This window comes from Acetobacter sp. DsW_063, from assembly GCF_002153745.1.
GTDB lineage: Bacteria > Pseudomonadota > Alphaproteobacteria > Acetobacterales > Acetobacteraceae > Acetobacter.
This window is the reverse complement of the sequence record NZ_JOPL01000009.1, coordinates 28,218-54,218: the sequence shown is the minus strand read 5'-3', so window position 1 is coordinate 54,218 and position 26,001 is coordinate 28,218. Positions and strand designations below refer to the sequence as shown.

Below are 26,001 nucleotides of genomic sequence, written 5' to 3'. Positions count from 1 at the left end.
TCTTGGCGCACTTGGCCAGACGATCGCTCCGGGAGCCATGGTATGAGTGATTTTCTGAATATTTCCGGTCTGCACGCCAGAATCGACGCCGATGGCGCGCCGAAGGAAATTCTCCGTGGCGTGGATCTGGTCATTCCGCCGGGCGAAGTCCATGCGATTATGGGGCCGAACGGATCGGGAAAGTCGACGCTCTCCTATGTTCTCGCCGGCCGCGAGGACTACGAGGTGACGTCCGGCGCCGTGTCCTTCAAAGGACAGGACCTGCTGGCGATGGAGCCGGAAGAGCGTGCAGCAGCCGGAGTGTTTCTCGCTTTTCAGGCGCCGATCGAACTTCCCGGCGTGAACAACGCCAATTTTCTTCGTACGGCGGTGAATGCGGTGCGCCGCGCGCGCGGCGACGCGGAGCTGGACGCGGTCGGATTTCTGAAAACCGTTCGCGCGGCGACGAAGAAGCTCTCGATGTCTGACGAGATGCTGAAGCGCAACGTCAATGTCGGTTTTTCCGGTGGAGAGAAGAAGCGCAACGAAGTGCTGCAGATGACAATGCTGCAGCCCAGTCTCGCTATTCTTGACGAGACGGACAGCGGTCTGGACGTCGACGCCCTGCGCATCGTGGCTGACGGTGTGAATGCGCTCCGGTCTCCGACGTTTTCGGCGCTGGTCATCACGCATCACCAGCGCTTGCTGGATTATCTGAACCCCGACCGCGTTCACGTGATGGCGCGTGGCCGCATTGTTCACAGCGGCGGCGCGGAACTGGCGAAGGAAATCGACGTGCAGGGTTACGCGTCGTTCCTGGCGGAGGCGGCATGAACGCGATAGCGCCTGTTGGCCGCAGTCTGGCGCCATTCGAGGCGCGACTGGACGGCATTGAGGATCCGATCCGCCACGCGGCGGTTGGAGAGCTGCGGCGCGTAGGCCTGCCGGGACCGCGCGTGGAGGCGTGGCGCTACACGCATCTGCGGCCGCTCGCAGGGCATGAATTTCGCGAGGCCGCGGCGTCTTTTGACGCCGACCCGGTCGGGCGCGCGCTCGACGAGTCCTTGCCGCGCGATGGATTGCTGGCGTCCACGCCGCGTCTTGTTCTGGTCAACGGAAGGTTTGCTCCAGAACTGTCGTCACCAGCGAATGGCGTGGCCCTGCCAGAGGGTGTGACGTTCGAACGCTTCTCGGCGTCGCCGGAATTCGACGCGCTTGCGACGCCAGAGCGCGAGCCTCTCGTGGCGCTGAACACGGCGCTGGCGACGGATGGCGTGCGTCTGTCGGTGGCGGAAGGCGTGGCTGCAGAGCGGATCGTTCTCGTATCGGTCGCATGTGCGGGCGATGAGGCCGTTTCTTTCCATCCTCGACATAGTGTTTCTCTCGGGGCTGGCGCGTCGCTGGAACTGATCGAACTCGCCGTTTCGAGCGGAAGTGGCGCAGGCGCGGCGACGTATTTTCACAACCCTGTCCTGACCTGCGACGTCAGGGAGGGCGCGAAGCTCACGCATGTGAAGGTGCAGAAAGAAGCAGCCGGGGCGACGCATCTCGCCACGGTTTACGCCAATATCGCGGCGCGCGGCGCCTATGACAGCTTCACGCTGGGACTTGGCTCCGATCTTGCACGGCATGAGGTCCACGCGCGTCTCTCCGGTGCGAAGGCGGCTGTCCATGTAAACGGCGCACAGCTGCTGGGCGAGAAACAGGTTGGCGACATCACGAGCGTCATCACGCACGCGGCGCCCGACTGCATTTCCCGGCAGACGATCCGCAATGTGCTGACCGATCACGCGCGCGGCGTGTTTCAGGGTAAGGTGCACGTTCATCAGATTGCTCAGAAAACTGACGGCTATCAGATGAACCAGGCGCTGCTGCTGTCGCCGCACGCCGAGATCGACGCCAAGCCGGAACTTGAGATTTACGCTGACGACGTCAAGTGCAGTCACGGTGCCACTGTGGGGGCGCTGGACGACGAGCAGTTGTTCTATCTGCGCAGCCGTGGTGTGCCCGAAGCGCAGGCGCGGCGCATTCTGGTTGAGGCGTTTCTGCTCGAAGTGCTTGATCTGCATGAAGACGAGGCTGGACGGGCGCTTCTGGACACAGCGCTCGGCGCGGCTCTTTCATTGCGGATCGGACGTGAGCAGGTTCCGGGACAAGCTGCCGGGGAGGTCTCGGAATGATGGGAGATACGACGCTCGACACGAAGAACACGGCGGATCTTTCCCATCTGCGCGCCCAGTTTCCGATCCTTTCGGAAACTGTGCATGGAAAGCCGCTGGTGTTTCTCGATAGCGCGGCTTCAGCGCAGAAACCTGACGCCGTCATCGACGCGATGTCGACGATGATGCGGACGCAATACGCCAACATCCATCGCGGTCTGCACTGGATGAGCGAGCGCGCCACTGAAGCGTACGAGATCGCACGCAGTCGGGTGGCGACGCTGCTCGGCGCTAATGCGCGCGAGGAGATCGTCTTCACACGCAACAGCACGGAGGCGATCAATCTGGTCGCCTATTCGTACGGCTCTCTGTTGAAGCCCGGACAGGTCGTTCTGATCTCCGAGATGGAGCATCATTCGAACATCGTCCCGTGGCAGCTACTGCGTGATCGTTTGGGCGTGGAACTGCGCGTTGCGCCTGTCACCGATGACGGTGATCTCGATATTGAGGCATACGGTGACTTACTGTCCGACGGGAAGGTCGCTCTCGTGGCGATAACGCACATGTCGAATGTGCTCGGTACTGTAACGCCTGCGCGACGTCTGGCGGACATGGCGCATGCGGCTGGCGCGAAAATCCTGTTCGACGGCAGTCAGGCCGTGGTGCACCGTCGCGTCAACGTTCGTGCGCTCGACGCAGATTTCTATGTGTTCACCGGGCATAAACTGTACGGCCCGAGCGGGATCGGCGCGCTCTGGGCGCGCAGGGAGTTGCTGGAGGAAATGCCGCCGTTCATGGGTGGCGGCGACATGATTTCGACAGTCACTTTTGAGCATTCAACCTGGGCGCCTCCGCCGGCGAAGTTTGAGGCTGGCACGCCCGCAATCGTCGAAGCTGTCGGGTTGGGCGCTGCGATCGACTGGGTCGAGGGCGTGGGTTTCGACGCCATATCTGCGCATGAGACGGCGCTGACGGCGCACGCCTTGCGGGTGCTGCCGGAGGTTCCTGGCCTCAAGATCGTTGGCCGTCCGGCGGATCGTGGGGGTGTGGTGTCGTTTACGATGGAAGACGTCCATCCGCACGATATTGCGACCCTGCTTGATCGGAACGGCATTGCTGTGCGAGCGGGACATCATTGCGCGGAGCCGCTGATGCGGCGTCTCGGCCTGAATGCCACGGCCCGCGCCAGTTTCGGAGTGTATACGACTGAGGCGGAGATAACCGTACTGGCGGAGACGCTTACGCGTGTCCGCAGCTTTTTCGTCTAAGGGCGGGCCGTGGACGGAGATTCTCTGTACGACTCACTGATCGTTCGTCGGGCGCGTGAACCGCATCATGCGGGAGAACTCGCTGACGCGACGGCTCAGGCGGCAGGAAACAATCCGCTCTGCGGTGACAGGGTCGCTCTGGGCGTGCGTGTGGATGGCGGTCGCATCGCCGCCGCTCGACATGTCACGAAGGGTTGCGCGATCTGCGCTGCTTCGGCGGACCTGATGGCGGGGTCGATAGAGGGACGCACGCTATCAGAGGCCCTTGATATGGCCGGGAGGTTTCACCACATGCTCGGTAATGGTTCTGCTGTTGAACTGAACGACCTGCCAGAATCCATGGCTGCGTTTTTGCCACTGAAGACTCATCGGTCGCGCCTGCGATGTGCGACGTTGCCTTGGACTGCGCTGGAGGAGGCGCTCGGTCATGACTGATCTGGACCAGACACCTGCGGCCCTGGACGCCACGAAGCCCGAGGAGCGCCCTGAGGTGGAGAACTCGTCGCAACTGAGGCATTGGACGCCGGATGGCGAAGCGCCGGCGCCAGAAAGTTCGGGCGCGCCGTCGGAAGATGCGGTGATCGAGGCGATTGCGACCGTGCATGATCCGGAAATCCCGGTGAATATCTATGAACTGGGGCTGATCTACGCCATCGATCTGCACGATGATGGTAAGGTGAAGGTGGAGATGACCCTGACCGCACCGAACTGCCCGAGCGCTCAGGAACTTCCGTTGCAGGTGAAGGACGCCGTCGAGAAAGTGCAGGGCGTAGCGTCGGCGGATGTTGAAGTCGTGTGGGATCCGCCGTGGGATATGTCGCGCATGAGCGACGAGGCCCGTCTGATGCTGAACATGTTTTGACCGGGAGTATGGACATGAGCGCCGAACAGAACTCCGTAGTGGCTCCAGAAGCGAAACAAACCGCCCGGCGCGCGTTGCCGCCATTAATGACGGTTTCAGACGCCGCGGCGGAGCGTCTGAGAACTCTTTACGCCAGCGCACATGCGGGACAGTTGCTGCGTATCTCAGTGACGACGAAGGGTTGTTCGGGCAAAGCGTATGACATGACGTTCGTGCCCGAGGAGGGGGAGAGCGGGGACGAGCGGATACTGGACAAAGGCGTTACAGTCCTCGTGGACCGCAAGGCTACGCTATTCCTGATCGGGTCCGAGATGGATTACCACAGCGGGGAAATGGAGTCGGGCTTCGTGTTCGCCAATCCCAATGAGAAGGGCCGATGCGGCTGCGGACAGAGCTTTCACGTCTGACCGCCGATACACAGAGTTAGCCCTTCCTGGGTGGAGGGGCGTCGTATTTCTGCGGACGCGGATTGCAACTGATGTTCTGTCAGGCATTGCGTCGCAAGCCCGCTCGAATACGACCTACCCGGCACAAAATGCCGAGGCGTTAACCGTCGGGTAAGGCCCGGCAAGCACAATCGTCCAGTCAAATCACGCTTTGCCGAGACGGACGATCGTGCGCCACATTTCCTTTACGTTATTACAGCCCAGCGGGTCGAACCACTTAAAGGCTTTCCGATCGGAAAGCCTTACGTGAAAGATATTCTTGCCAGCCTTAGGTCGCTCGGTGTTCCGCGTCTGATTACGCTGGGTGTCGTCGCCGTCGGGTTGTTAGGGCTTCTGGGCGCTTTGGCGCTCCGCGGTTCTCAGGAACCGTTGTCATTGCTGTATCGCGATCTTGATCTCCATGAAGCGGCTCAAATGGCCGAAGATCTCGACAAGGCGCATATCCAGCACGTCGTTTCGCCTCAAGGGGACAGTATACAGGTTCCGCGTGATCAAATCGCGGCGGCGCGTCTGCTTCTGGCGCGTGACGGTCTGCCGTCTGGCGGCTCTGTCGGCTACGAGATATTCGACCACGCAAACTCGATGACGACGACGCAGTTCGAGCAGAACATTCAGGAAACCAGAGCGCTGGAAGGTGAGTTGGAGCGCTCGATACGGCTAATCCGTGGGGTTCGCGGCGTTCGCGTGCATCTGGTGCTCCCTCATCGAGAGCTGTTTTCGACCGAACGACAGGCCGCACAGGCGAGCGTTCTCCTGACAATGGGAGGCGTTAGGCTGGATGCGGAAGGTGTGCAGGCGGTGCTTAACCTCGTTGCCGCTGCCGTGCCAGACTTGAGCCCAGACAACATTTCGGTCGTGGATAATCGTGGCAATGTTCTTGCCAAGGCGGGCGACAAATCGGGTGCGCGAGGAGAAATTCAGACCGTCGAAGAGCAGCGGCGGGCGATGGAGACGCACCTCGCGCAGACGGTTGAGACAATGTTGGCTCCTGCGTTAGGGGCGTCCCATGTCCGCGCGGAAGCTTCGGTAACGATGAACCTCGACGAAGTGCGTGACACTCAGGAGAGTTATGATCCTGATCAGCAAGTGTTGCGTTCCCAACAGACAACGACCGACAAGAGCGTTAATACGGAGGCTCAGCCAAACGTTACGGTTTCCAATAATCTTCCAAACGCGAATGCGGGTCAGGCTAAAAGTGGCAGTCAGAACGACCGTAGAGAAGAGACTAACAATTACGAAATAGGTAAACGGGTGAAGACGCTGGTGCAGACGCAGCCGCGGTTGCAACGCATCAGTCTGGCCGTGATAGTCGATGGGGTCACTCGACCTGGCGCAGATGGCAAGCCGATCTGGATGCCCCTGGACGCAGCGACTATTGACCGCGTGACCACGCTCGCCAAGTCGGCGATCGGTTACGACGAGAAGCGTGGAGATGTCGTCAACGTCGTCTCAATGAAGTTTGGTGAAGAAGCGCCCCCGCCGGTTGAAATTCGCGGGTGGCTGGGCACGTCGCTCGACAGAGGCGACGTCATGCACATGGTGCAGTCAGTTCTTCCTGGGCTTCTGGTCTTTCTGGCGTTGGTATTTTTCGCGCGACCACTACTGCGCAAGAGTATTGCCGCCGCGACTGTGGAAGCGAGTGTTGAAAGAGCGCAGAATGGGCAGGACGTAAGCGGCTCCGCCCTGGTCAACTCGGTTCCTCAAGATTCTCGAGCGCTCGCCTACGAACCGGTCACGCAACTTGCGTTGACGGGGCCAGATGAAGGCGCCGCAGAGTTCGTCAGTCTGGCCGGAATAGATGGTCGTCTCAAGGCGTCAGCAATCAAGAGAGTGCGCGATCTGGCGATATCGAATCCCGAAGAAAGTTTGAATATCATGCGCACGTGGCTTACGCCTCAGCTTGAAGGTTAGTCTTATGCTTGGCACATTAGAGGCAACAGGCCCCCAAAAAGCCGCGATACTCATGTTGGCGCTGGGCGATCAAGGCGCTGCGCAACTAATTGCTCTAATGCATGAAAGTGAGATCAGGGAAATTTCGTCGGCAATGGCGACAATAGGTCCAGTTCCAGCTGAAACTGTTGAGTCTGTATGCAAAGAATTTACGAAATCAATTTCCTCAACCGACATGATCGTCGGGACTTATGAGACTACGGAAAAAATTCTGCGCAAGGCCTTGTCGGATGACCGGGCCAGCCAGATTATGGAAGAGATACGTGGCCCCGCAGGCAGAACGATGTGGGACAAGTTGGCCAATGTTCCCGAAAATGTTTTGGCGAACTACCTGAGAAACGAATATCCACAGACCGTTGCTGTAATTCTTGGTCGTTTGAATCCCGCTCATACAGCCAGAGTGCTATCGCTTATACCGGAAGAATTCGCAGTCGATGTAATGCTTCGTATGTTGCGTATGGAAAACGTACAACGTGACGTGATCGACAGTGTGGAGGCCACGCTACGTTCTGAATTTATTGCGAATTTGGCGCGATCGACAAAAAGAGATAGCCACGAACTTCTTGCTGAAATATTCAACAGTTTCGAAAGAAAAATCGAAGGCCAGTTTATGAATGCCTTGGAACGGCGAAATCTCGAAGATGCAGAGCGTATCAAGGCTCTCATGTTCACATTCGAGGATATGAAGAGACTTTCGCCGGAGTCCATCATGAGAGTCATGAGAGATGCGGATCGAGAGCGTCTGCCCTTAGCATTGAAAGGCGCATCAGAAGATATACGAAAATTATTCTTGTCGGCGATGACCGGACGAGCGGGAAAAATTTTGCAAGACGAAATTCAATCACTCGGCCCTGTGAGAGTGAAAGATGTCGATGCTGCTCAAGCAGAAATAGTCGCAACGGTCAAAATATTGGCCAATCAAGGAGAGATAGATATAACGCCCACGTCAGGCAATAATGAAGTGATTCTGTGATGCGGACAGAGTACAGTGAAAGGACGTTGTTTAATAAATTTACTTATGGAGAAGATTTTTCAGAGGTTTCCTCGGAGGAAAACGTCTTGGAAAATGAAATAGAGGAAGAAACAACGGGAAATGTTCCCGTCGATCACCACGTGGAATTGGCTTATTCTCAAGAGTACTTAGATAAGACTGTTTCTGTTGCTGTAAAGATGGCGAATGCGAAAATTCTTGAAGAAATATCAAAAAATCAAGAAGAAGAAATAAATTGTATTGTAAGAAAAATAAACGAAAAAATTTACAAATCAAACAAATTTTTCCTAAGTCAAATGCAAATGTACTCCGAGTCTATTTCGAGATCTCTATTCGATTCATTTTTTGCAACGTATCCTGTCGCTGAGGAAGTTGTCGCTGCAGATGTGGTGGCTGGGATTTGTCGTAAGGTATTACCTTTATTGGAAAATAGTTTCAAAGTTACCGTGAATATTAATTCACTGACATTCGACGAAATTATGGAACGGGATGAAACGTTAAAAATTTTTCAATTTCCGTGGATCATTGTTGAAAAGTCCGCCATTCTGGGTCGATCTGATATCGAAATAACATGGCCGGACGGATGCCTAACCAGAAACCTTGAGTCTATTTCGAAAGATATACTAATGTATATTGCGGATGAGGCCGAAAAATAATGTCAAAAATAGGTGTAATAAATGAATGATATGACCATGCTAAACGAGCTGACTGACCTTGGCATTGACGCCTCGGATGCCGGTGGCATTCATGTGCATAATCTTGAAGCCGTGTACGATATTCCGGTAACAGTTAGCGCTGTTCTGGGAAAGTCAACGATGCAAGTAAGCCAACTTCTGAAACTTGGAAGAGGAGCGGTTGTGGAGTTGGATCGGAGAGTGGGAGAGGCAATCGATATATATGTAAATAATAGACTCATCGCGCGCGGCGAAGTCGTTATGGTTGATGAGAGCAGACTTGGTGTGACCATGACCGAGATAATAAAATCAGAAAAAAAGACGTGAAAATTGAATATGCGTGTTCTTATCGTTGGGTATCTCGGAAGTCGACTTGGACAAGCTGCGAATATTGTCATCAGTCGAGGCGCGCAGGTAGATCACGTGGGGACCGTTTCCCAGGCGATAGACCGGGCGTGTTCCGATGGGAACCATCATCTTGTTATTTGCGAGGTTGAGTGCGGAATCCGCTCACTTGTGAATGGGCTTGCAAGTCAGCGCGTTCATGTCCCCGTATTGGCTTGTGGACCCGCGAGTGCAGAATTGGCGGCAGGTGCTATATCGGACGGGGCGGAAGACTACTTGCCTCTTCCTCCTGATACAGATTTGGTGGCTTCTTTTTTACAAGATGTCGCGTTTGAATCACATAAACTGATCAGTATTGATCCTGGTATGTCGCAGTTGCTATGTCTGGTACAAAAGGTTGCTATCTCTGACGCTTCTGTGCTTGTGTGTGGAGAATCCGGTACTGGCAAAGAGATTTTATCAAGATACATTCATAAAAAATCTAAGAGATCTAAGGGGCCATTCGTGGCGTTCAATTGCGCAGCTCTTCCAGAAACTCTTATTGAGTCTGAGCTGTTTGGACACGAAAAAGGGGCTTTTAGCGGCGCAGCCACGCGTCGAATCGGACGCTTTGAAGCGGCCAATGGCGGGACTTTGCTTCTTGATGAAATAAGTGAAATGGATGTGCGGATGCAGGCAAAACTTCTGCGTGCAATACAAGAACGCGAAGTAGATAGGCTTGGTGGTAATGCATCGATTCCACTCGATGTCCGGATAATAGCAACGTCTAATAGAGATCTAAAAAATGAAATAAAACAAGGGCGATTTCGTGAGGATTTGTATTTTCGATTGAACGTCGTTTCGCTTACTGTGCCACCATTGCGATCACGACGGCTCGACATTGTTCCACTGGCACAGCATTTTAGTAAGAAATACTGCGAATTGAACGGCCTGTCGTTGCGAACCATTAGCGATAAAGCTAATGAAATCCTTACAAGTAGAATTTGGAAGGGTAACGTTCGAGAGTTAGAAAACGCGGTGCACAGAGCGGTTCTTTTATCGTCAGGTGATGTAATCAATGTCGAGGACTTCAACGCCGCCGAAATTTCTTCTTCAGTAAAAAGCGAAAAGTCGATAATAAACACAAATTCGTGGGTAGGTAATAGTGTTGATGATGTCGAACAAGCTTTAATCTTAGATACACTTACATATACTGATGGAAATCGAACGCATGCAGCGTCTATTCTGGGAATTTCCATCCGCGCGCTTCGCAACAAATTGCGAAATTATGCTGAAAAAGGAGCTAATGTTCCTCGGCCATCTTTAGGGTTGGCCACGCAGCAGTGATTGACATGATACACAAACGCGACGGGAAAAGTAAATGAATTGGGGAATTTATCAGGATATAGGTAAGTTATTTAAAGTAGAAAACCTAAAATCCGGAGCGTGGAAGAGCCTCGTTCCTGGAACCGACATAGGGCTGGCTTTGGGAGTGACGGCCCTCTTGTCTATTTTAATCATTCCGTTGCCAACGTTAATTCTAGATACCGGTCTATCCATTTCTCTTACCTCTTCAGTTTTGATTCTGATGGTGGCTCTTTTTCTAAAAAAACCATTAGATTTTACTTCATTTCCAACATTGTTACTGTTGACAACTTTATTGAGGCTCTCTCTTGAAGTTGCCACTACCCGCTTAATTTTGGCGCATGGGAGCGATGGAGTGTATGCGGCTGGGCATGTCGTGGCCGCATTCGGTGGTTTTTTGATGGGAGGTGACATTGTTATAGGTGGAATTCTCTTTTCGATTCTTCTTATTGTAAATTTTATGGTGATTACAAAAGGATCCGGCCGCATAGCGGAAGTCGCGGCTCGATTTTCTTTAGATTCTATGCCTGGAAAACAAATGGCTATTGATGCGGAATTGGCGTCTGGCGCAATTTCGGACAAAATGGCCCGTAAAAAGCGTCGCGAATTGGAGGAGGAGAGCGGATTTTATGGCTCGATGGATGGTGCTGCTAAATTCGTGAGAGGTGATGCTATTGCGAGTCTGATTATTACCGCAATCAATATTCTCGGAGGGCTGGCGGTCGGTGTTATTCGACACGGGATGCCGCTCAGGGATGCCGCGTCCGCGTTCACAACGTTAACCATTGGCGACGGTCTTGTGTCTCAAATTCCGGCGCTGTTGGTTTCGACTGCTTCCGGTATCGTGGTTACAAAAGGAGGCACTGAGGGTGGTGCTGATGTTACGTTGGTACGGCAGTTGGGGGGGGGGGCGAAGCCGCTCGCTCTTGCCGGAAGCGTGGCGATGATACTTGCGGCCATACCTGGCTTGCCAACGCTTCCGTTTCTGGCGTTGGGGGGGGTGTGTGGGATGGCTGCGTGGTCAAGATTTAAGTGTCCGGTCAATGAAGACGAAGATATATCTTCGACTGTGCAGGCTTCTCTCTCGCCCACTGAGCCTCCAATTGCAGATTCTCTTAGAATTGACATGATTCGTTTGGAGCTGGGTTTTGGTTTGTTGGGTCTGGCTGGCGGAGAAAATCCGCAACTTGCCGAGCAAATAAAAATATTGAGAAAAACCATCGCTACAGAAATGGGATTTATATTGCCTTCTGTTAGGATTCAAGATAATTTACATCTTGGTTCAGATAGATATTCTTTAAAAATTAAAGAAATTGAAGTTGGGAGTGGTGAAGTTCGACCGAATCGTTTGTTGGTTATGAATTCTAAGGGGGGTATGCCTGATTTGCCAGGTGAGGAAACGAAGGAACCAGCGTTCGGTATTCAGGCAATGTGGGTTGACGTTGGTCTGCGTGAGAAAGCTACATTTAAAAATTATACAGTCGTCGATCCTGCTAGCGTTATCGTCACTCATTTAAGTGAATTGGTGCGGGAAAATCTTGCAGATTTGCTAACATATGCAGAAATGCAAAAGCTTCTCGATGAAATGCCCAGAGATCAACAGAAATTGGTTTCAGACCTTATTCCGTCTCAAATTTCGTTGAATGCGGTGCAGCGTGTAATGCAGGGGTTACTTTCCGAAAGGATCTCAATTAGAGATATCTCTGCAATTCTTGAAAGCATACAAGAGGGATGTGGTCAGGGTATGCGCTCTGTGTCGCTGTTGACTTCACACGTTCGGACGCGATTGTGTAGGCAAATTAGTGCTACTTTTACCGGTCCCAATGGTTACATTCCTTTAATCACCCTAAGTCCGGAGTGGGAGTCGTTGCTTCAGGATAGTATGGTCGGCCCTCCAGATGACAGACAATTGGCGATTGCCCCCTCAAAATTGAATGAATTTATTGTTCGTTTGAAGGTCGTTTTGGATCAAGCGGTCGCGATGGGCGAGGCGCCTGTTCTGATTGTGGGCGGAAGTATTAGGGTTGCTGTTCATGCTATATTGGATAGATTGAGGTTGGCCACTCCAGTCTTGGCTCAAACTGAAATCGCACCGCGTGCCAAAATAAAAACCATTGCAACGATTAGTTGAATTTCGTTTTCAGATTGTGTTTGTATATGAACGAGGGGCTGTATTTTAGGTTATTTATATATGAAAATGCTTTTACGATAAATTTATATTTTTTGTTTATTCCAAATACATAGATCTTTTTTTCGTCAAGTTGGGGTGTGCTGAGCGGTTCTGTGGTGCTTATCAAAGTGAGAAAGTTGCTGTGTATAGTAAAAATTGTAATTTCAATTAAATGTCGCGTTAATAAATACAATTGCGGATGTGCCCTATTTTGGCGCGAAATTTGAATTCGGAAAATTGTCAATGGCGAAATCAATAATGGATTTCGTGTCTGAAAATGCGAAAGGTATGTCGTGTGTAGAAATAGTGAAAATTTTGAGATCGTAGAGAAATTATTGTGGCATGGTGTGCCGGAAATTTTGACGTCATATTTGGATCAGAAGCCTCTACAGGATTCATTACGTAGTATAATTTCATTTGGAAAATTTTCTTTTCTTCCATGGAAATATCCCGTGGCTGTGGTAGGTGGCGCAGGTTCTGGTAAAACACTTACGGTCGCCAAACTGGCAGCTCGTTTGAAAGCTGGTGGCTTGCAGCCGTTTGTCGTAAGTGTTGAACGCGCGACCTCGGTTGGCGCTCATGCGCTGCGGGCTCATATGGCGCAACTGAAGATTGATTGCTTTTCTGTTGTTGATGCTTCGAGTTTAAAATTGATTCTACGCGAACGTAAGAACGGACAACCCGTTTTAATAGATACCGAGGCGATAGACGTTTACGGTGCTGATGCTCACGCTATTCTTGTCGAAATTCGTGCAGTTGCAGGGGCGCAATTATGTCTTGTACTTCCCGCCGGTATGGACTCTGAAGAGTCAGCTGATATAGCAGAGATATTTCAAAAAGCTCGAACAAGAATGATGATTGCGACAAAGTTAGACCAAAGTCGGCGTATTGGCAACATTGTTGCCGCAGCCGCATGTGGTTTGGCGTTGACGGAAGCGGGCGTCAGTTCGAATATTGTCGGAGGATTAAAGCGATTTACTCCGGAATATTTGATCTCGAGATTGCTCCATCAGGGTGATCCCGTTTATGTTGGAAAATGAAGTATATTGAGATTTTTGCGCAATGTAATTAATATGAAAATTGTCTTTATTGTAAAATAAAAATGCAAATATTGAAGTTGTTTTTTATAAAATATGTTGTGATAATAAACAACCAGTGAGGGCGCGCGGCAATGCGCTCTCACTGGTTGTTTAACATTTATATCTTTAATGCTTTACTGTGTCGCCGAGGGCATCAGTCCAATTGGATCCGTTCCACCACACGGGAATGCCTTTAGTGGCAGATGAATTTGAGGTGGAGTAACAATCGATGCAGTATTCTTGGTCACCCACGGCTAAGCTGAATGCAGGTAAAGTAGAGTAGGTGGCGTTTCCAGCATTAATAGCTCCGCTTGCCCGAATTGTCGCGGTGACCGCGAAAATTCCGGCGCTTCCAGTTGTGGAATTAATATGTATCGCGCCGTCCGTGCCGCCGTAAAGTGAGCCTGTCTGTGTTCCTGCGGTATTCGTGAACAGAAGTGACTTTCCGGATAATATATTTGCATCGGCGCTAAACTGTGCGCTACCGGCGCCATTTATAGCGAAGCCGCAAATCTGGTACCCGCATAATGCGATACCGTTCGGGAAGTTGCCGGGATTGAATTCCATATGTTCTTGTACAGTTCCATCCATGGATAATGTCGAGCTGGCATGGCCATCGACCTGTACGCCGAGGTTTGTTGTGATATCGCTGTAATCATTAGTATTGGAGGCGTCATTTGTGTTGCGTGTGTTCCACAAAGTCACCCTCATATTGTGTGAATACGTGGGAAATGCGGAGTCAGCATCCCATCCTGGGCGATTAGACTGATCAAACTCGGCAATGACCGACTGCGAGCCTGCTGCGTAGGCAGGCCCGCCATAGCCAGCGGATGAGAAGGGGCGCGAGGAAATATTTGCCGAGTACCACTCACCTGCGATGTTGAGCATAGTTGCATTGCCGCCGGCGAGATCCATGTCGTAGCTGTCCGCTGTGGGCGAGGTGTTTCCGCTGTACGCGACGGTTATGCCGTGCATATATGCGGTGTTGCCTGTGGTGTCATTATTCCAGAGATCGTATTCGATACCTTCGCAGCTACGTACTTGGTTGTTGGCGTTGCCTGTGGGATAATTGATATCCCCGGGGGATGCGCTCGGAGTAGGGCCGGGAAGTGAGCATATGACGTTTTCGCCAAATGCTTTTGTGTAGACTCCAAACATGATCGCTGGCGCTTGAAAGTTAGACCACACGGTATCCAGCGCGGGGGTAGAACCGTCTATAGTGCTTGTTCCGGGAATTTGATTGGTTGTCGAGGCGGATGCGTTGAAAATACGCCAGCCGTCGGTGCTGATTGCGGTTACGAGCCCTGCGGAGTTCGTCGTGTAGCCCGTGAGTTGGCCTGCATAGGTTTTGATATATCCGCTCGACGAGCCCAGTTCGTTGGTCATCATCCTCACATGCGGATGGCTGATAATCCAGGTGGACCAAGACGAGGGAAGCGGATTTGCGAAGGTGGCTCCGTTTGCGGAAAATGTTGGTGTATGTGTCAGCCCATCCGGAGCTGTGACCGTGCTGCCGGTGGTGACGAAAACCGGAGAGTTGGTCCCGGCGAACGTGTAGCGCGCCACGGCGTCGAAATTGTCGTATGACGCAATGCCGCTCGCTCCATCAGGTCCTACGCCAGCCTCTGAACCGCGCATGTTTTCAGATTGCATGAACACGCCATCAACTACGCCCATATCGTCTGGGCCATAGGGAACGTTGTGCACAAAGAGCGGAACGCCGTCGAATTCCTGTGACCCGCCGAGACGCAGATGTGTGGGAGGGAGGTAATCGTCGTAGATTGCCGTTCCTGACGAGTCCGTACCCATTTGCCACCGTTGGTTGGCCGCTATTTTCGGGTTGGCGTACTGTGTGCCGGTTCCGGAGTTTATCGCCCATGTCAGAGCCGAATTCCATCCGATAGTCGAACTAACGGATGCAGCGGTTGAAGTCGTCGAGAGTGGCGCTGTCACGTTGCCAGAGGCGTCGAGTGTGGCGACGCCGCCTATGGAACCCTTTTGGGACAACGGTATGGCCGCGCTGGCGCTGGCGTTTGCCTGCGTCGCCGTGCTCTGGGCTGTAGCGACGGCCGCGGCTGCTTGAGATTCGGCTGTAACCAGGCCACCGAGCGTCTGGCCCGTCCCGGCGATAAGTGCGCTGGCGTTGATGGACGTGACTTGTAATGTCGAGGCCGCGCGGGCGGCGTCTGCAGGGGAAAGAAGAAGCGGCAGTCCTATCAATGCGGGCGCGACCCGCATTGATAGCGCCGTGGATGTCGTGAGCTTCACGATGTGTCGGTATCTGAAAGGGGGCATCTCGTCGTCCATAGATGTGCATTTCGGCATCACCTCCGGGACGTGCGGAAGGAGATCGCGAAACGGCAAAATCATACGCGTCCCGTCCCCAGGCCCGGGGAACGACGATGGACCACGGGGCGGGGCGGCAGAGCGCTTGGGTCGGCTATCCCTGTCGCGCGCCCTGGGCCGACGCAACACGGCTTTTGGCCTCAGGGCTTTTCTCGGCGACGCGGAGAGGCTATCCGCCCCTAGACACAGAACGAGGCCCGCGCGGGTCCACAGGCAAGCGAGGTCATAATGAGCGACGACGTAGACACACTTCGTCAGGAATGTCTGGCTGCGCTTTCCGCCGCTTCGAACGTCCGGGACTGGGACGCGGTGCGCGTTGGCGTCCTGGGCAAGTCGGGCCGGTTGACTGAACTGCTTAAACAACTTGGCCGTATGGACCCGGACGAGCGCAAAGCGGCGGGCGTGCGACTGAACAAGTTGCGCGACGAGCTGGGCAAGGCGATCGAGGCCCGTGGGCGTGAAATCGAGACCGAAGCGTTGAACGCACGTCTCGCGGAGGAGCGCGTCGACGTCTCGCTGCCGGTGGCGTTGACCGAGCGCGGCGGGGTACACCCCGTCAGCCGCGCCATCGAAGAAATCACCGCGATTTTCGGCGCGATGGGGTTTTCCGTCGCCGAGGGGCCGGAAATCGAGACCGACTGGCATAATTTCTCAGCGCTCAACACCCCGGCTCATCACGCCGCGCGCACTGATCAGGACACGTTCTACCTGCCGCCGTCTCCGGGTGGTCCAAACGTCGAGCGGGTCCTGCGCACCCAGACCTCGGGTGTGCAGATCCGCACGATGCTCGGGCAGAAGCCGCCTATACGTATCATCGCGCCCGGCCGTACCTACCGCGCAGACCACGACGCCACCCATTCGCCTATGTTCCATCAGTGCGAGGGGCTCGTGGTTGATCGCGAGATTACGCTGGGGCACCTTAAGGGCTGCCTGATCGAGTTTCTTCGCGTCTTCTTCGGCAAGCCCAATTTGCCGGTCCGTTTCAGGGCGTCATATTTTCCGTTCACCGAGCCTTCGATGGAGGTCGATATCGGCTGGTCGCGCACAACCGGCGAGATCGGCGAGGGCGAAGACTGGCTGGAAGTTCTCGGTTCCGGGATGGTCCATCCCCGCGTTCTCGCAAATTGCGGTCTCGACCCCAGCGAGTGGCAGGGGTTCGCCTTCGGAATGGGGGTCGAGCGTCTGGCCATGCTGAAGAACGGCATTCCCGACCTTCGCTCATTCTATGAAAGCGATGTGCGGTGGCTGCGCCATTACGGCGTCGATCCGCTGGCGCCGGCGATGCTGCACGAGGGGTTCTGATCGATGAAATTCACGCTCTCATGGCTGCGCGACCACCTGGACACGCGCGCCTCTGTCGACGAGCTCTGCCTGGCGCTTAACCGGATTGGCCTTGAGGTCGAGTCAGTCGAGCAACTTGGCGCGGCTTTGGCGCCGTTCCGCACGGCTCGCATCCTTCAGGCCGTTCATCATCCCAACGCGGATCGTCTTCGCGTGTGTCAGGTCGACGCCGGTCCCGGTATTGGGGAGGTGCAGGTCGTTTGCGGCGCGCCGAATGCGCGCGAGGGGATATCTGTCATCTTCGCGCCTCCGGGCGCTTACGTCCCGGGCCTCGACATCACCATCAAGGCTGGCAAGATTCGCGGCGAGACCAGCGACGGCATGCTGTGTTCGCTTCGGGAGCTTGGTCTGGGCGAGGACACGGACGGCATCGCAGAACTGCCTGTCGATACGCTGCCGGGCCAGTCCTATGCGGATTTCGCCAACCTCGACGACACCGTGATCGAGATCGCCGTGACGCCAAACCGTGGCGACGCGCTCTCCGTTCATGGCGTCGCACGGGATCTTGCTGCGGCTGGTGTCGGCACGCTCAAGACGTTTCTCGCAGAGACGGTTGAGGGCGTTTTCGCGTCTCCCGTCGAATGGGTGATCACCTATCCCGAAGCCTGTCCGTGGGTGCTGGGACGAACCGTCCGCGGCGTCAAAAATGGTCCCAGCCCGGATTGGCTGCGCGAGAAGCTTGAGGCGATCGGCCTGCGATCCATTTCGCGTCTGGTGGACGTCACGAATTTGCTGTCGATCGACCTCGGTCGGCCTCTGCATGTCTTCGACGTGAACCGCATCAAGGGCGGCGTGCTGACGGTTTGCCGTGGTGGCGGGGAAACGATCCGCGCGCTCGATGGCCGCGACTATATTGTGAACGCCGATGACTGCGTGATCGCCGACGGCGCTGGCGTTCAATCCATCGCGGGCATCATGGGCGGAGAGGCGACGGAAGTGACCGACGCCACGACCGACGTTTTCATCGAGTGCGCTATCTTCGATCCGGTGAAAATCGCCCTGAGCGGACGTCGGCTTGGCATTCACTCCGACGCCCGTCACCGCTTTGAACGTGGCGTCGATCAGGCGTTGCCCGTGGCGGCGCTGGAAGCGGCGACGCGCCTTGTCATCGACCTGTGCGGCGGCGAAGCGAGCGAGGTCGTATCGGCGGGCGCGCAGCCTGAGTGGCGGCGAGACGCCCGGTTGCGTTTCCGGCGCGTCGCCGAGCTCGGCGGTCTCGCTGTGCCGCCCGATGAGTGTGTGACGATCCTTGGGCATCTGGGGTTCGAGGCGCTGCGGCGTGACGAGGAAAGCGTGACGGTCGCGGTTCCTTCCTGGCGCAACGACGTGGCGCAGCCGGTCCTGCTGGATCCCGATCCCGGCATTTCAGCGGAACGACAGGTCGAACTGTTCGCCAGCGTGGCGGCGATTGAGCCGGAATGCGATCTGATCGAAGAAATCCTGCGCATCAAGGGGTTGGAAAACGTTACGCCGGTCGCTCTGCCTGCGCTCTCGCCAGTGCCTGCGGCAGCTATCAGCCCCGCTCTGGGGCGTGTGGCGCGCGCTCGTCGCGTTCTCGCGTCGCGTGGGTTGATGGAAACCATCGGGTTCTCCTTCATCTCGCATGAAGAGGCGCTTCGATTTGGCGGAGCGCCCGAAAGCCTGCGTCTGCTCAACCCGATTGCGGCGGATCTTGATCAGATGCGGCCGTCTCCGCTGCCCGGACTTCTCTCGGCGGCGAAACGCAATGCGGCGCGAGGGTGGCCGGACGTCGCTTTGTTCGAAATCGGCGGCGCGTTCGACGAGAACGGACAGGCGACGGTTGCGGCGGCGCTTCGGGCTGGTCGTACGCCTCGGACGCCCGGCGGCGGCGGCGCGCCGATGACTTTCGCGGAGGCCAAGGCGGACGCGATCGATCTTGCTCTCTCGCTCGGCGTCGCGGCGGAAGCGCTGACGACGACGGCCGATGCGCCGTCCTATTACCATCCGGGTCGTTCCGGCGCGCTGCGCCTTGGTCCGAAGGCTGTGCTCGCCTGGTTCGGCGAGTTGCATCCGTCGGTGCTGAAGGAAGCGGGCGTCGACTTCCCCGTCACGGCGTGCGAGGTTTTCCTCGATCGCATCGCCGATCCGAAGCGTCGCCGCAAAAACGCTCCGGCGTTGTCGCCGCTCCAGCCCGTCCGTCGTGATTTCGCTTTCCTTGCCGACAAGGAGACGGCGGTGGAGAATGTTCTGCGCGCCGTGCGTGGCGCGGAGCGGAATCTGATCGTGGGCGTGTCGCTTTTCGACGTCTATGAAGGGCCGAAAGTGCCGGAAGGATCGAAATCGATTGGCGTCGAAGTGACGCTTCAGCCGCGTGACGCGAGCCTGACCGATGCGGAGATCGAGGCCGTCGCGGCCCGGATTGTTGCGGCTGTCGTCAAGGCGACGGGCGCGACGCTTCGTTCCTGAGCCCAACTGTCCGAGGAGCGCCCGCCACACCCACTTGGTCGGGCGCGCCTCGGGCATGACGTTTTCCTGATGCGGTGATATGACCCCGGCATGACGTTCGATCCGCCCCTATCCCCGGCGCTGCTGCCCGCCGGGTTCGTTGATCTCCTGCCCCCTGACGCCGAGGCGGAAGCGGAAGGCACGGAGATTCTGCTCGCCGTGTTCGGTGGACATGGATACGAGCGGGTCGCGCCGCCTTTGCTGGAATTCGAAGACTCTCTTCTGTCGGCGTCAGGTGCAGCTGTGGCCGATCAGGCGTTTCGCCTGATGGACCCGGATACGCGACGCATGATGGCGCTCCGACCGGACATTACCCCGCAGATCGCCCGCATCGCGGCCACGCGCCTCGATGGCGCTCCGCGCCCGCTTCGTCTTTCTTATGCCGGACAGACGGTGGTTGTCGGCGGCGGCGTGGCGGGGCAGAGCGAGCGCCAGATCGGGCAGGCCGGGATCGAGCTGATTGGGCCGGACAGCCCGGTGGCCGATGCAGAGGTCGTGTGCGTGGCGGCTGAGGCTCTTTCCCGGCTTGGTGTGCCGGGGGTCTCTTTTGACCTCACGATGCCGCTTCTCGTGCCGTCGCTGATCGACGGACTTGGGTTGAGCGCGGCGACGCGGACGGCGTTGATGCATGCGCTTGATCGCAAGGACGCGGCCGCCGTGGCGCGTTACGCGGGATCGGCCGCCGACACGCTCATCGCTCTGCTCAACGCGGCGGGGGAAGCCGATCGGGCGCTTGCCGCTCTTGACGCGGCCTCTTTGCCTGCGGCGGCGCGGGCGTATAGCGAGCGCCTGAAGGCGTCTGTCGACTCTGTTCGCGTACGATCACCGGAGTTGCGCCTGACGGTGGATCCTGTTGAATTCCGTGGGTGGAAATACCACACGGGCGTTTGCGTCACCGTGTATGCAGCCGGTTCGCGCGAGGAGTTGGGGCGCGGCGGGCGCTACCTTTGCAATGATAATGAGCCGGCTTGCGGTCTGACCTTTCGCCCGGGGGCGCTGTTTCGCGCTGCGCCGCGTAGGGCGCGTCCTGACCGTGTCTATCTTCCATTTGGGACGGATTCCGCGTTCGCGCAAGCCGTTCGAGAAGGCGGCCGCGTGACCGTTGCGGCTCTTGAGCCGCACGACCGTCTGGATGAAGAGGCTCGGCGTCTTGCCTGTTCTTACATTGCGCAAGACGGTAACCTGCTTCCAGTCGTCTGATCAATTTCGTTCAACCCTGTTGCGGCTGTTCGGCGGCGTCTCTTCAGGCGCTGGCGACGCCGGTATCCACCCGCCCCTGAGGGGAAGGGTGCACATCGCGGAGAAACTGCGTCATGTCCAATGTCACCGTCATCGGCGCCCAGTGGGGTGACGAAGGAAAAGGCAAGATCGTCGATTGGCTGGCAAGCCGCGCCGATGTCGTCGTGCGCTTTCAGGGCGGTCACAACGCTGGCCATACGCTGGTCGTCGGAGATCAGGTCTACAAGCTTTCCCTACTGCCGTCAGGGCTGGTACGCGGCAAGATGGGCGTCATCGGCAACGGCGTCGTCGTCGATCCTGAAGCGCTGCTGACCGAGATCGACCGCGTGACGGCGCAGGGGCTGAACGTTACTCCGGAAACCTTGAAGATCGCAGAGAGCGCGCCGCTGATCCTGCCTGTGCACGGTGCTCTCGATCGTGCGCGTGAGGCGGCTCGTGGTGATCGCAAGATCGGCACCACCGGGCGCGGGATCGGCCCTGCTTACGAAGACAAGGTGGCGCGCCGTGCTATCAGGCTTTGCGACCTGGCTGAACCTGAGACGCTGGACTGGAAGCTCGACGAGCTTTTGCTGCATCACAACACGCTTCTCGCAGGGCTGGGCGCCCCGACCTTTGAAAAGGCCGATCTGATCGCACATCTTGAGCGCCTCACGCCTCGGGTTCTGCCTTTCATGGCGCCGGTCGCGGATTTTCTTGAGAGCGAACGGAAGGCCGGCCGTCGGATCCTGTTCGAGGGCGCGCAGGCGGTTATGCTCGACGTCGATCACGGCACGTATCCGTTCGTCACCAGTTCGAACACGGTCGCCTCGAACGCCGGCACAGGCTCGGGAATGGGACCGTCTGCGGCAGGTTTCGTGCTTGGCATCGCCAAGGCCTATACGACGCGTGTAGGCGAGGGGCCGTTCCCGAGTGAACTGCACGACGATGTCGGTCGTCGGCTCGGAGAGCGTGGACATGAGTTTGGCACCGTCACAGGCCGTCCGCGCCGCTGCGGCTGGTTCGACGCCGTGCTTGTTCGTCATGCGGTTCGCGTCGGCGGGGTCGGCGGTCTGGCCTTGACCAAGCTGGACGTGCTGGACGGGCTGGAAGAAATTCGTGTTTGCGTCGGCTATGAACTGGACGACGAAGTCATTAACCGTTTCCCGCCCGGCTCAGCTGCGCAGACGCGCATAAAGCCTGTTTATGAGACGATCGAAGGTTGGGCTGGTTCGACGAAGGGCGCCCGGAGCTGGGTGGATCTTCCGGCGCAGGCTGTGAAATATGTTCGTCGTATTGAGGAGTTGGTCGAGGCTCCGGTGACGTTGCTCTCGACCAGTCCCGAGCGCGACGACACGATTCTGGTGCGCGACCCGTTTGACGCATGAAGTAATGCGCGGGTGAACATTGCAGCGTTCGCTCCGTAGCATAAGCATTCTGTTAAGATCGCCGCCGTACAGTCCGTTGCGTTGCAGAAGACGCGAAGGGCGGTATGGCGGGGGACGATTTTAGCCCGGGTATAGACGATGGCCGCAGCGCCGATTCCGATCGTATTACAGTTGAAGATCGCTATGTGATCGACGCCACTCGGCGCCTGCCCGATCTGGCCGGGTGTCCGGCTTATGCGGTCAAAGATGCACTTTCCGCACAGGCGACCCTTGTCGCGCTGGCCCCACCGGCTTTTCAGCCAGCCCGAGCCGAAGCATCACAGATGGCGCGCGTCCGCTCGCCCCATCTTCTTGCTGCCCATGTAGTTGATGAAACCAGCGGTTCGGTCTGGATAATTTGCGACGCGCCGACCGGGGCGCCGCTTTCGCAGAACACGGCCTGGTCGGAAAGTGCGCTTCTCGAACGGGTGATACAGCCCATCGCTGCAGTTCTGCATGCCTATAACGCCGCAGGAATAACACATCGAGCAATCCGGCCTGATAACGTCTTCGACCCAGGCGGGCGGGCGCCCGTAAAGCTTGGACCTGGCCTTGCCGCTCCCCCTGCATTCCTTCAGCCAGGGCAATTCGAGCCGCTGTCGTCTTTGCTATGTTCGCCGGCGGCACGTGGGGCGGGTACGATAGCGGATGACGTATTTTCACTGGGCGCTCTTGCAGCCTGGTTGCTCGGTGGAGGCGGCGGGCTCCAGTCTCCGATATATTCAGATGCTGATATAGAAGAGCGTATTGTTCGAGGGAGTTTCGACGTCCTTGCCGGTCATCTTTCTCTTTCACCCGAAGTCGCCGCGCTGCTGGCTGCGATGCTGGCGGATGACCCGGACGCCCGCCCGTCGCCAACAGATTTATTGAATGCCTCGGAACGGAAAGCTTTTACAGCAAGAAAGCAGGTTTCAGCAGGCGCTCCAATTCGCATAGGGTCGGCGCAGGTGCGAACGACCCGAGCGCTGGCGTGGCACGGCGCTCGGAATCCTGTCGCGCTGGCCAATCTCGTGCGACGTGGCGTAATCGAGCGCTGGTTGACGCATGAACTCGGGTTGACGGCGGTCGCCGCTCGGATGACCGCGATCGGCAAGGAACTGACGATCACGGAGGATGCCGCCCCGTCGCCGCCCGTCTTGATGGAGATCATCGCGGCTCTTGATCCAGGTTTGCCGTTGCACTGGCAGGGCGAATGGTTCTGGGTAGACGCCATCGGCATGATTGCGACTTCTTCGCTCGTGCCCGGTGGTGGGCAGGTTGCGCCGGAATTTCCAAGATTGATATTGGAGGCGGCGCAAGGGGGAGCGCTATTGCGCTTTGCGCAAGCGACGTCGATTGCGAGCCAAAATGTCGCCGCGCAAACTGTTCATGCGGCCCTGCACCACGGGCGGGTGGAGCGAGTAGCGGATATCGGCAGGCTGGCTTACTTGCTCAATCCGGGTCAGGCCTGTTTATCGTCGGATTGCGCAGGGAAGCGGTTGTCGGCCGCGTGGGCGCTCTTGCAATGGTTAAATGGTGAATTCACACCGACGAACTCTGCGACGAGAGGGCTTCTCGATCGTCAGATGACGGCTTTTCTTCTGGCTCGGGGACATCGTAGCGGCTTGATTGAGCAGCTTGGGAACGAAAGCGGCGATGGCCATTCGCCGTGGTTGAAGGATTTGGCTCTTCTCGCACAGATGCAATCAAGATACCAGGCCGGCCCCCTTTTGGGGATTGCGCGAAAAATTCTCCCGCATCTGACGCCGGCCCTGAAGTTGTGGCGAAATCGGACCACGCGAACCCGTCGTGGTGAGAATCTCGCTGCTGCCGCGGAAAGCGGAGACCTTACGCGCATGGCGGAGATTATCGCTGATCCGCGTTCGGTCGCAAAAGATCGCTCGGACTGGCTCGTCGCCCAAAACGAAATGCGTCGCTTGACGCAGGAGCAGATCGATTTGGGAAAAAAATTGCCTGACGTGCCTCCGATGCTTCGCGCGGAAATGCTGCAGGTGGCGACGGCGCTGGGCGCCCTTGCAGCCATTGGCTCGCTGTGTCTGGAAGTCATATCGTGACCGTGGCGGCGCGGGTAGGGCACTCCATGAAATGGATCCATGGGTTGGCCTGTGGCGCGGCCCTCGCATGGCTGCCGGGTTATTCGCTTTTGGTAGTAATTCTTTTTCTTCCTTTGATTATAGCATATTTTTTTGATCGATCGCAGGATCATGCCTTGGTTAGAATGATGTTGCCGTATGAGTTTGCGGCGACAATCAGCCCTATGCATCAATTATGGCTTTCAGAAGGGGCGGTCGACACGGCGCTTCGTCTTCTGATGGACCCTGTTGTACTAATTACGGCATGGTTGTCTGCAGGACTGGGGTGGTTCGTTCTGGAAGCGGCTCTGCTCGTCGCCAAGTTTTCGAAGCAATACAAGTCCAGCAAAGAAAAAAATAAAATTACCCGCCGCCTCAATGAAATTTCTGACGAGTGGGATCATGACCCCCTGCCTTTTGAAGGCGGGGAGGTCAAGCCGGAAGCTGGACGCAGATAACCTTCAAGGCAGGGATCTGGCTATGATCGTGCAGAAGGCGGAGTGCGTGTTGGAGTGACATGACGCAGCGAACTGAATGCAGGAGTTTTTCTGAGTAAAAATCTCGTATCAGAGATAGGACGTCCAGGAAGATAAAACCCGTGTTTGCCCATGTCCTAAGGCCGCCCCCCGATAGCTTTGTCTTCGGATGTGCTGCCGTTCTTCAAATACTCAAAACGAAAACTGTTGAAGTAGTGATTCAGGACAGTTCTGCAGCGATCACATGAGCCTTTGGATTGGGAGATTCACGTTTTAAGTTTCGCCGCAGATCTGGATAAGGCACGCCAGTGCCTGAGGAAGTAAGGCGTGGCAAACGCATAAAAGATTTAACAACTATCTTGCCTCCCGCAGGCTGCAGGATAGTTGCAAAAAATTACCGTGTTTGCTGAATCGCCGACAGAAGCCATGCACCGCCGCGTGACGGTCGAATGAATGTCCAAAGTTCGGTCAACGTCACCGGTTCGGTCGAGCTGCCCTCGACCACGCGTCCGGTCATATCCGTCGTAAGATCGATCAGGCTGTAACGCATCGCTACGGTGGCGTAATCATATCCATTTTCCGACCATGCTTCGGCAAGGTCGCCCTGGATGAACTGAACGTCAGAGACGATATTGCGCTCGCCACGGCTGGTCAGTCCGCTGAGTTGTTCGTTGAAGTAGCCAACCATTTCGGGCGTCGCCATGCCTTGCAGCGCACGAATATTCTGCTGGCTCCACGCAGATTGAATGTTGAGCAACAGCCTTTGGAAGGCCTGATAATCCTCGGAGCTTATCTGGAGAGGCGCACCGCCGCCGTTCCTGCTTGTTGAGAAGGGGGAGGCGCCGAAAGGGGACGGAGCCGAAGCACGGCGGCCGACAAACTTTCCAAACAACCAACGCGCAATGATCACGAGTACGGCGATCTGGAGCAGAAACCAGATAAAGCTGAAAAGACCGTGGATTCCTCCGAAGAAGCCGTGCCCTGTGATGAGACCGAACAGTCCTGCGCCCAGCATCCCGCCTACAAAACCGCGGAGAAACGGATGCCGCGCGCCCATCATCGAGGTCGCGCCGCTTCTGTAGGTCGCGCCGTAGCCAGGAATGGCGGAGCCGGTGGAGGCAGGAGGCGCAATGGTGCGGTCCATAGGCATGGCCCCGGATGGCGCTGTGCGGGTCGGCGCGGGCGCGGACCAGGTCCTGCCGCCTCGGCTTCCCATTGATCCGCCGCCGCCCGGACGCGCCATTGACGGTGAGATGGACACCAGAACGAGAAGCGCTGCCGCGAGGGCGGAACTGCGGCGGGAAAAGGCGAACAGTGGAGGTCTCCTCAGGAATTAAACAGGGAACTTCGTGGTCGCAGGAGGGGCAAGCGTCCGATACAACGTCACGTCT

At 56.4% G+C, this 26,001-nt stretch carries 21 protein-coding genes; 19 read left to right on the top strand and 2 right to left on the bottom strand.

The annotated features are described in order from the left end of the window. Nucleotides 1-42 precede the first annotated feature (42 nt). From sufC to HK28_RS02300, 13 genes are all read left to right on the top strand, one after another. A complete protein-coding gene (sufC, locus tag HK28_RS02360) occupies nucleotides 43-813 on the top strand; it encodes a Fe-S cluster assembly ATPase SufC (RefSeq protein WP_086643022.1) in 771 nt (256 codons plus the stop codon). Further along, entirely contained in the window at nucleotides 810-2,159 is a 1,350-nt protein-coding gene (gene sufD / locus HK28_RS02355; RefSeq protein WP_086643021.1) for a Fe-S cluster assembly protein SufD, read from the top strand. Before sufC ends, sufD begins: the two co-directional genes overlap by 4 nt. Further along, entirely contained in the window at nucleotides 2,156-3,406 is a 1,251-nt protein-coding gene (locus tag HK28_RS02350) for an aminotransferase class V-fold PLP-dependent enzyme (RefSeq protein WP_198945767.1), read from the top strand. Before sufD ends, HK28_RS02350 begins: the two co-directional genes overlap by 4 nt. A gap of 9 nt (nucleotides 3,407-3,415) precedes the next feature. Next, nucleotides 3,416-3,841, top strand: a complete 426-nt coding sequence (sufU, locus tag HK28_RS02345; RefSeq protein WP_086643019.1) for a Fe-S cluster assembly sulfur transfer protein SufU — start codon at nucleotides 3,416-3,418, stop codon at nucleotides 3,839-3,841. Continuing rightward, nucleotides 3,834-4,268 (top strand): SUF system Fe-S cluster assembly protein, encoded by a 435-nt coding sequence (locus tag HK28_RS02340; protein ID WP_086643018.1) that lies wholly within the window; start codon nucleotides 3,834-3,836, stop codon nucleotides 4,266-4,268. Before sufU ends, HK28_RS02340 begins: the two co-directional genes overlap by 8 nt. 14 nt (nucleotides 4,269-4,282) lie before the next feature. Beyond that, on the top strand, nucleotides 4,283-4,675 hold the full coding sequence (locus tag HK28_RS02335; protein WP_086643017.1) for an iron-sulfur cluster assembly accessory protein: 393 nt from the start codon (nucleotides 4,283-4,285) through the stop codon (nucleotides 4,673-4,675). Between the two features lie 285 nt (nucleotides 4,676-4,960). Further along, nucleotides 4,961-6,625 (top strand): flagellar basal-body MS-ring/collar protein FliF, encoded by a 1,665-nt coding sequence (gene fliF, locus HK28_RS02330; protein WP_086643016.1) that lies wholly within the window; start codon nucleotides 4,961-4,963, stop codon nucleotides 6,623-6,625. A gap of 4 nt (nucleotides 6,626-6,629) precedes the next feature. Continuing rightward, nucleotides 6,630-7,637 carry a flagellar motor switch protein FliG gene (fliG, locus tag HK28_RS02325; RefSeq protein WP_086643015.1) on the top strand — a complete coding sequence of 336 codons (1,008 nt, stop codon included), beginning with the start codon at nucleotides 6,630-6,632 and terminating at the stop codon, nucleotides 7,635-7,637. Further along, nucleotides 7,634-8,311, top strand: coding sequence for a hypothetical protein (locus tag HK28_RS02320; RefSeq protein ID WP_158093362.1), 678 nt, complete (start codon nucleotides 7,634-7,636; stop codon nucleotides 8,309-8,311). Before fliG ends, HK28_RS02320 begins: the two co-directional genes overlap by 4 nt. Before the next feature lie 36 nt (nucleotides 8,312-8,347). Next, on the top strand, nucleotides 8,348-8,656 hold the full coding sequence (gene fliN, locus HK28_RS02315; RefSeq protein WP_086643043.1) for a flagellar motor switch protein FliN: 309 nt from the start codon (nucleotides 8,348-8,350) through the stop codon (nucleotides 8,654-8,656). A gap of 9 nt (nucleotides 8,657-8,665) precedes the next feature. Beyond that, complete coding sequence (locus HK28_RS02310) at nucleotides 8,666-10,000, top strand: sigma-54 dependent transcriptional regulator (RefSeq protein WP_086643013.1); 1,335 nt, start codon at nucleotides 8,666-8,668, stop codon at nucleotides 9,998-10,000. Between the two features lie 34 nt (nucleotides 10,001-10,034). Next, on the top strand, nucleotides 10,035-12,149 hold the full coding sequence (gene flhA / locus HK28_RS02305) for a flagellar biosynthesis protein FlhA (protein ID WP_086643012.1): 2,115 nt from the start codon (nucleotides 10,035-10,037) through the stop codon (nucleotides 12,147-12,149). A 491-nt stretch (nucleotides 12,150-12,640) separates the two neighbouring features. Continuing rightward, nucleotides 12,641-13,228 carry a hypothetical protein gene (locus tag HK28_RS02300; RefSeq protein ID WP_158093361.1) on the top strand — a complete coding sequence of 196 codons (588 nt, stop codon included), beginning with the start codon at nucleotides 12,641-12,643 and terminating at the stop codon, nucleotides 13,226-13,228. A 165-nt stretch (nucleotides 13,229-13,393) separates the two neighbouring features. On the opposite strand, the gene HK28_RS02295 is transcribed toward HK28_RS02300, so the two are convergent. After that, nucleotides 13,394-15,562 (bottom strand): hypothetical protein, encoded by a 2,169-nt coding sequence (locus HK28_RS02295; RefSeq protein ID WP_158093360.1) that lies wholly within the window; start codon nucleotides 15,560-15,562, stop codon nucleotides 13,394-13,396. Nucleotides 15,563-15,841: 279 nt separating this feature from the next. On the opposite strand from HK28_RS02295, the gene pheS reads away from it, so the two are divergent. The 6 genes from pheS to HK28_RS02265 all read left to right on the top strand — a co-directional run bounded on the left by pheS (nucleotide 15,842) and on the right by HK28_RS02265 (nucleotide 24,592). Further along, the gene (gene pheS, locus HK28_RS02290; RefSeq protein ID WP_086643009.1) at nucleotides 15,842-16,915 is read left to right on the top strand and encodes a phenylalanine--tRNA ligase subunit alpha; all 1,074 of its coding nucleotides are present in this window, start codon (nucleotides 15,842-15,844) and stop codon (nucleotides 16,913-16,915) included. Between the two features lie 3 nt (nucleotides 16,916-16,918). Further along, a complete protein-coding gene (pheT, locus tag HK28_RS02285) occupies nucleotides 16,919-19,381 on the top strand; it encodes a phenylalanine--tRNA ligase subunit beta (RefSeq protein WP_086643008.1) in 2,463 nt (820 codons plus the stop codon). Nucleotides 19,382-19,471: 90 nt separating this feature from the next. Next, nucleotides 19,472-20,620, top strand: coding sequence for an ATP phosphoribosyltransferase regulatory subunit (locus tag HK28_RS02280; RefSeq protein WP_086643007.1), 1,149 nt, complete (start codon nucleotides 19,472-19,474; stop codon nucleotides 20,618-20,620). A gap of 113 nt (nucleotides 20,621-20,733) precedes the next feature. Continuing rightward, on the top strand, nucleotides 20,734-22,023 hold the full coding sequence (locus HK28_RS02275; protein ID WP_086643006.1) for an adenylosuccinate synthase: 1,290 nt from the start codon (nucleotides 20,734-20,736) through the stop codon (nucleotides 22,021-22,023). Between the two features lie 104 nt (nucleotides 22,024-22,127). Next, entirely contained in the window at nucleotides 22,128-24,116 is a 1,989-nt protein-coding gene (locus HK28_RS02270) for a hypothetical protein (protein WP_086643005.1), read from the top strand. After that, nucleotides 24,113-24,592 (top strand): hypothetical protein, encoded by a 480-nt coding sequence (locus HK28_RS02265; RefSeq protein ID WP_143217288.1) that lies wholly within the window; start codon nucleotides 24,113-24,115, stop codon nucleotides 24,590-24,592. Before HK28_RS02270 ends, HK28_RS02265 begins: the two co-directional genes overlap by 4 nt. A 412-nt stretch (nucleotides 24,593-25,004) precedes the next feature. On the opposite strand, the gene HK28_RS02260 is transcribed toward HK28_RS02265, so the two are convergent. Further along, nucleotides 25,005-25,853: a TIM44-like domain-containing protein gene (locus HK28_RS02260; protein ID WP_086643003.1), complete on the bottom strand. Its 849-nt coding sequence runs from the start codon at nucleotides 25,851-25,853 to the stop codon at nucleotides 25,005-25,007. Nucleotides 25,854-26,001 lie beyond the last annotated feature (148 nt).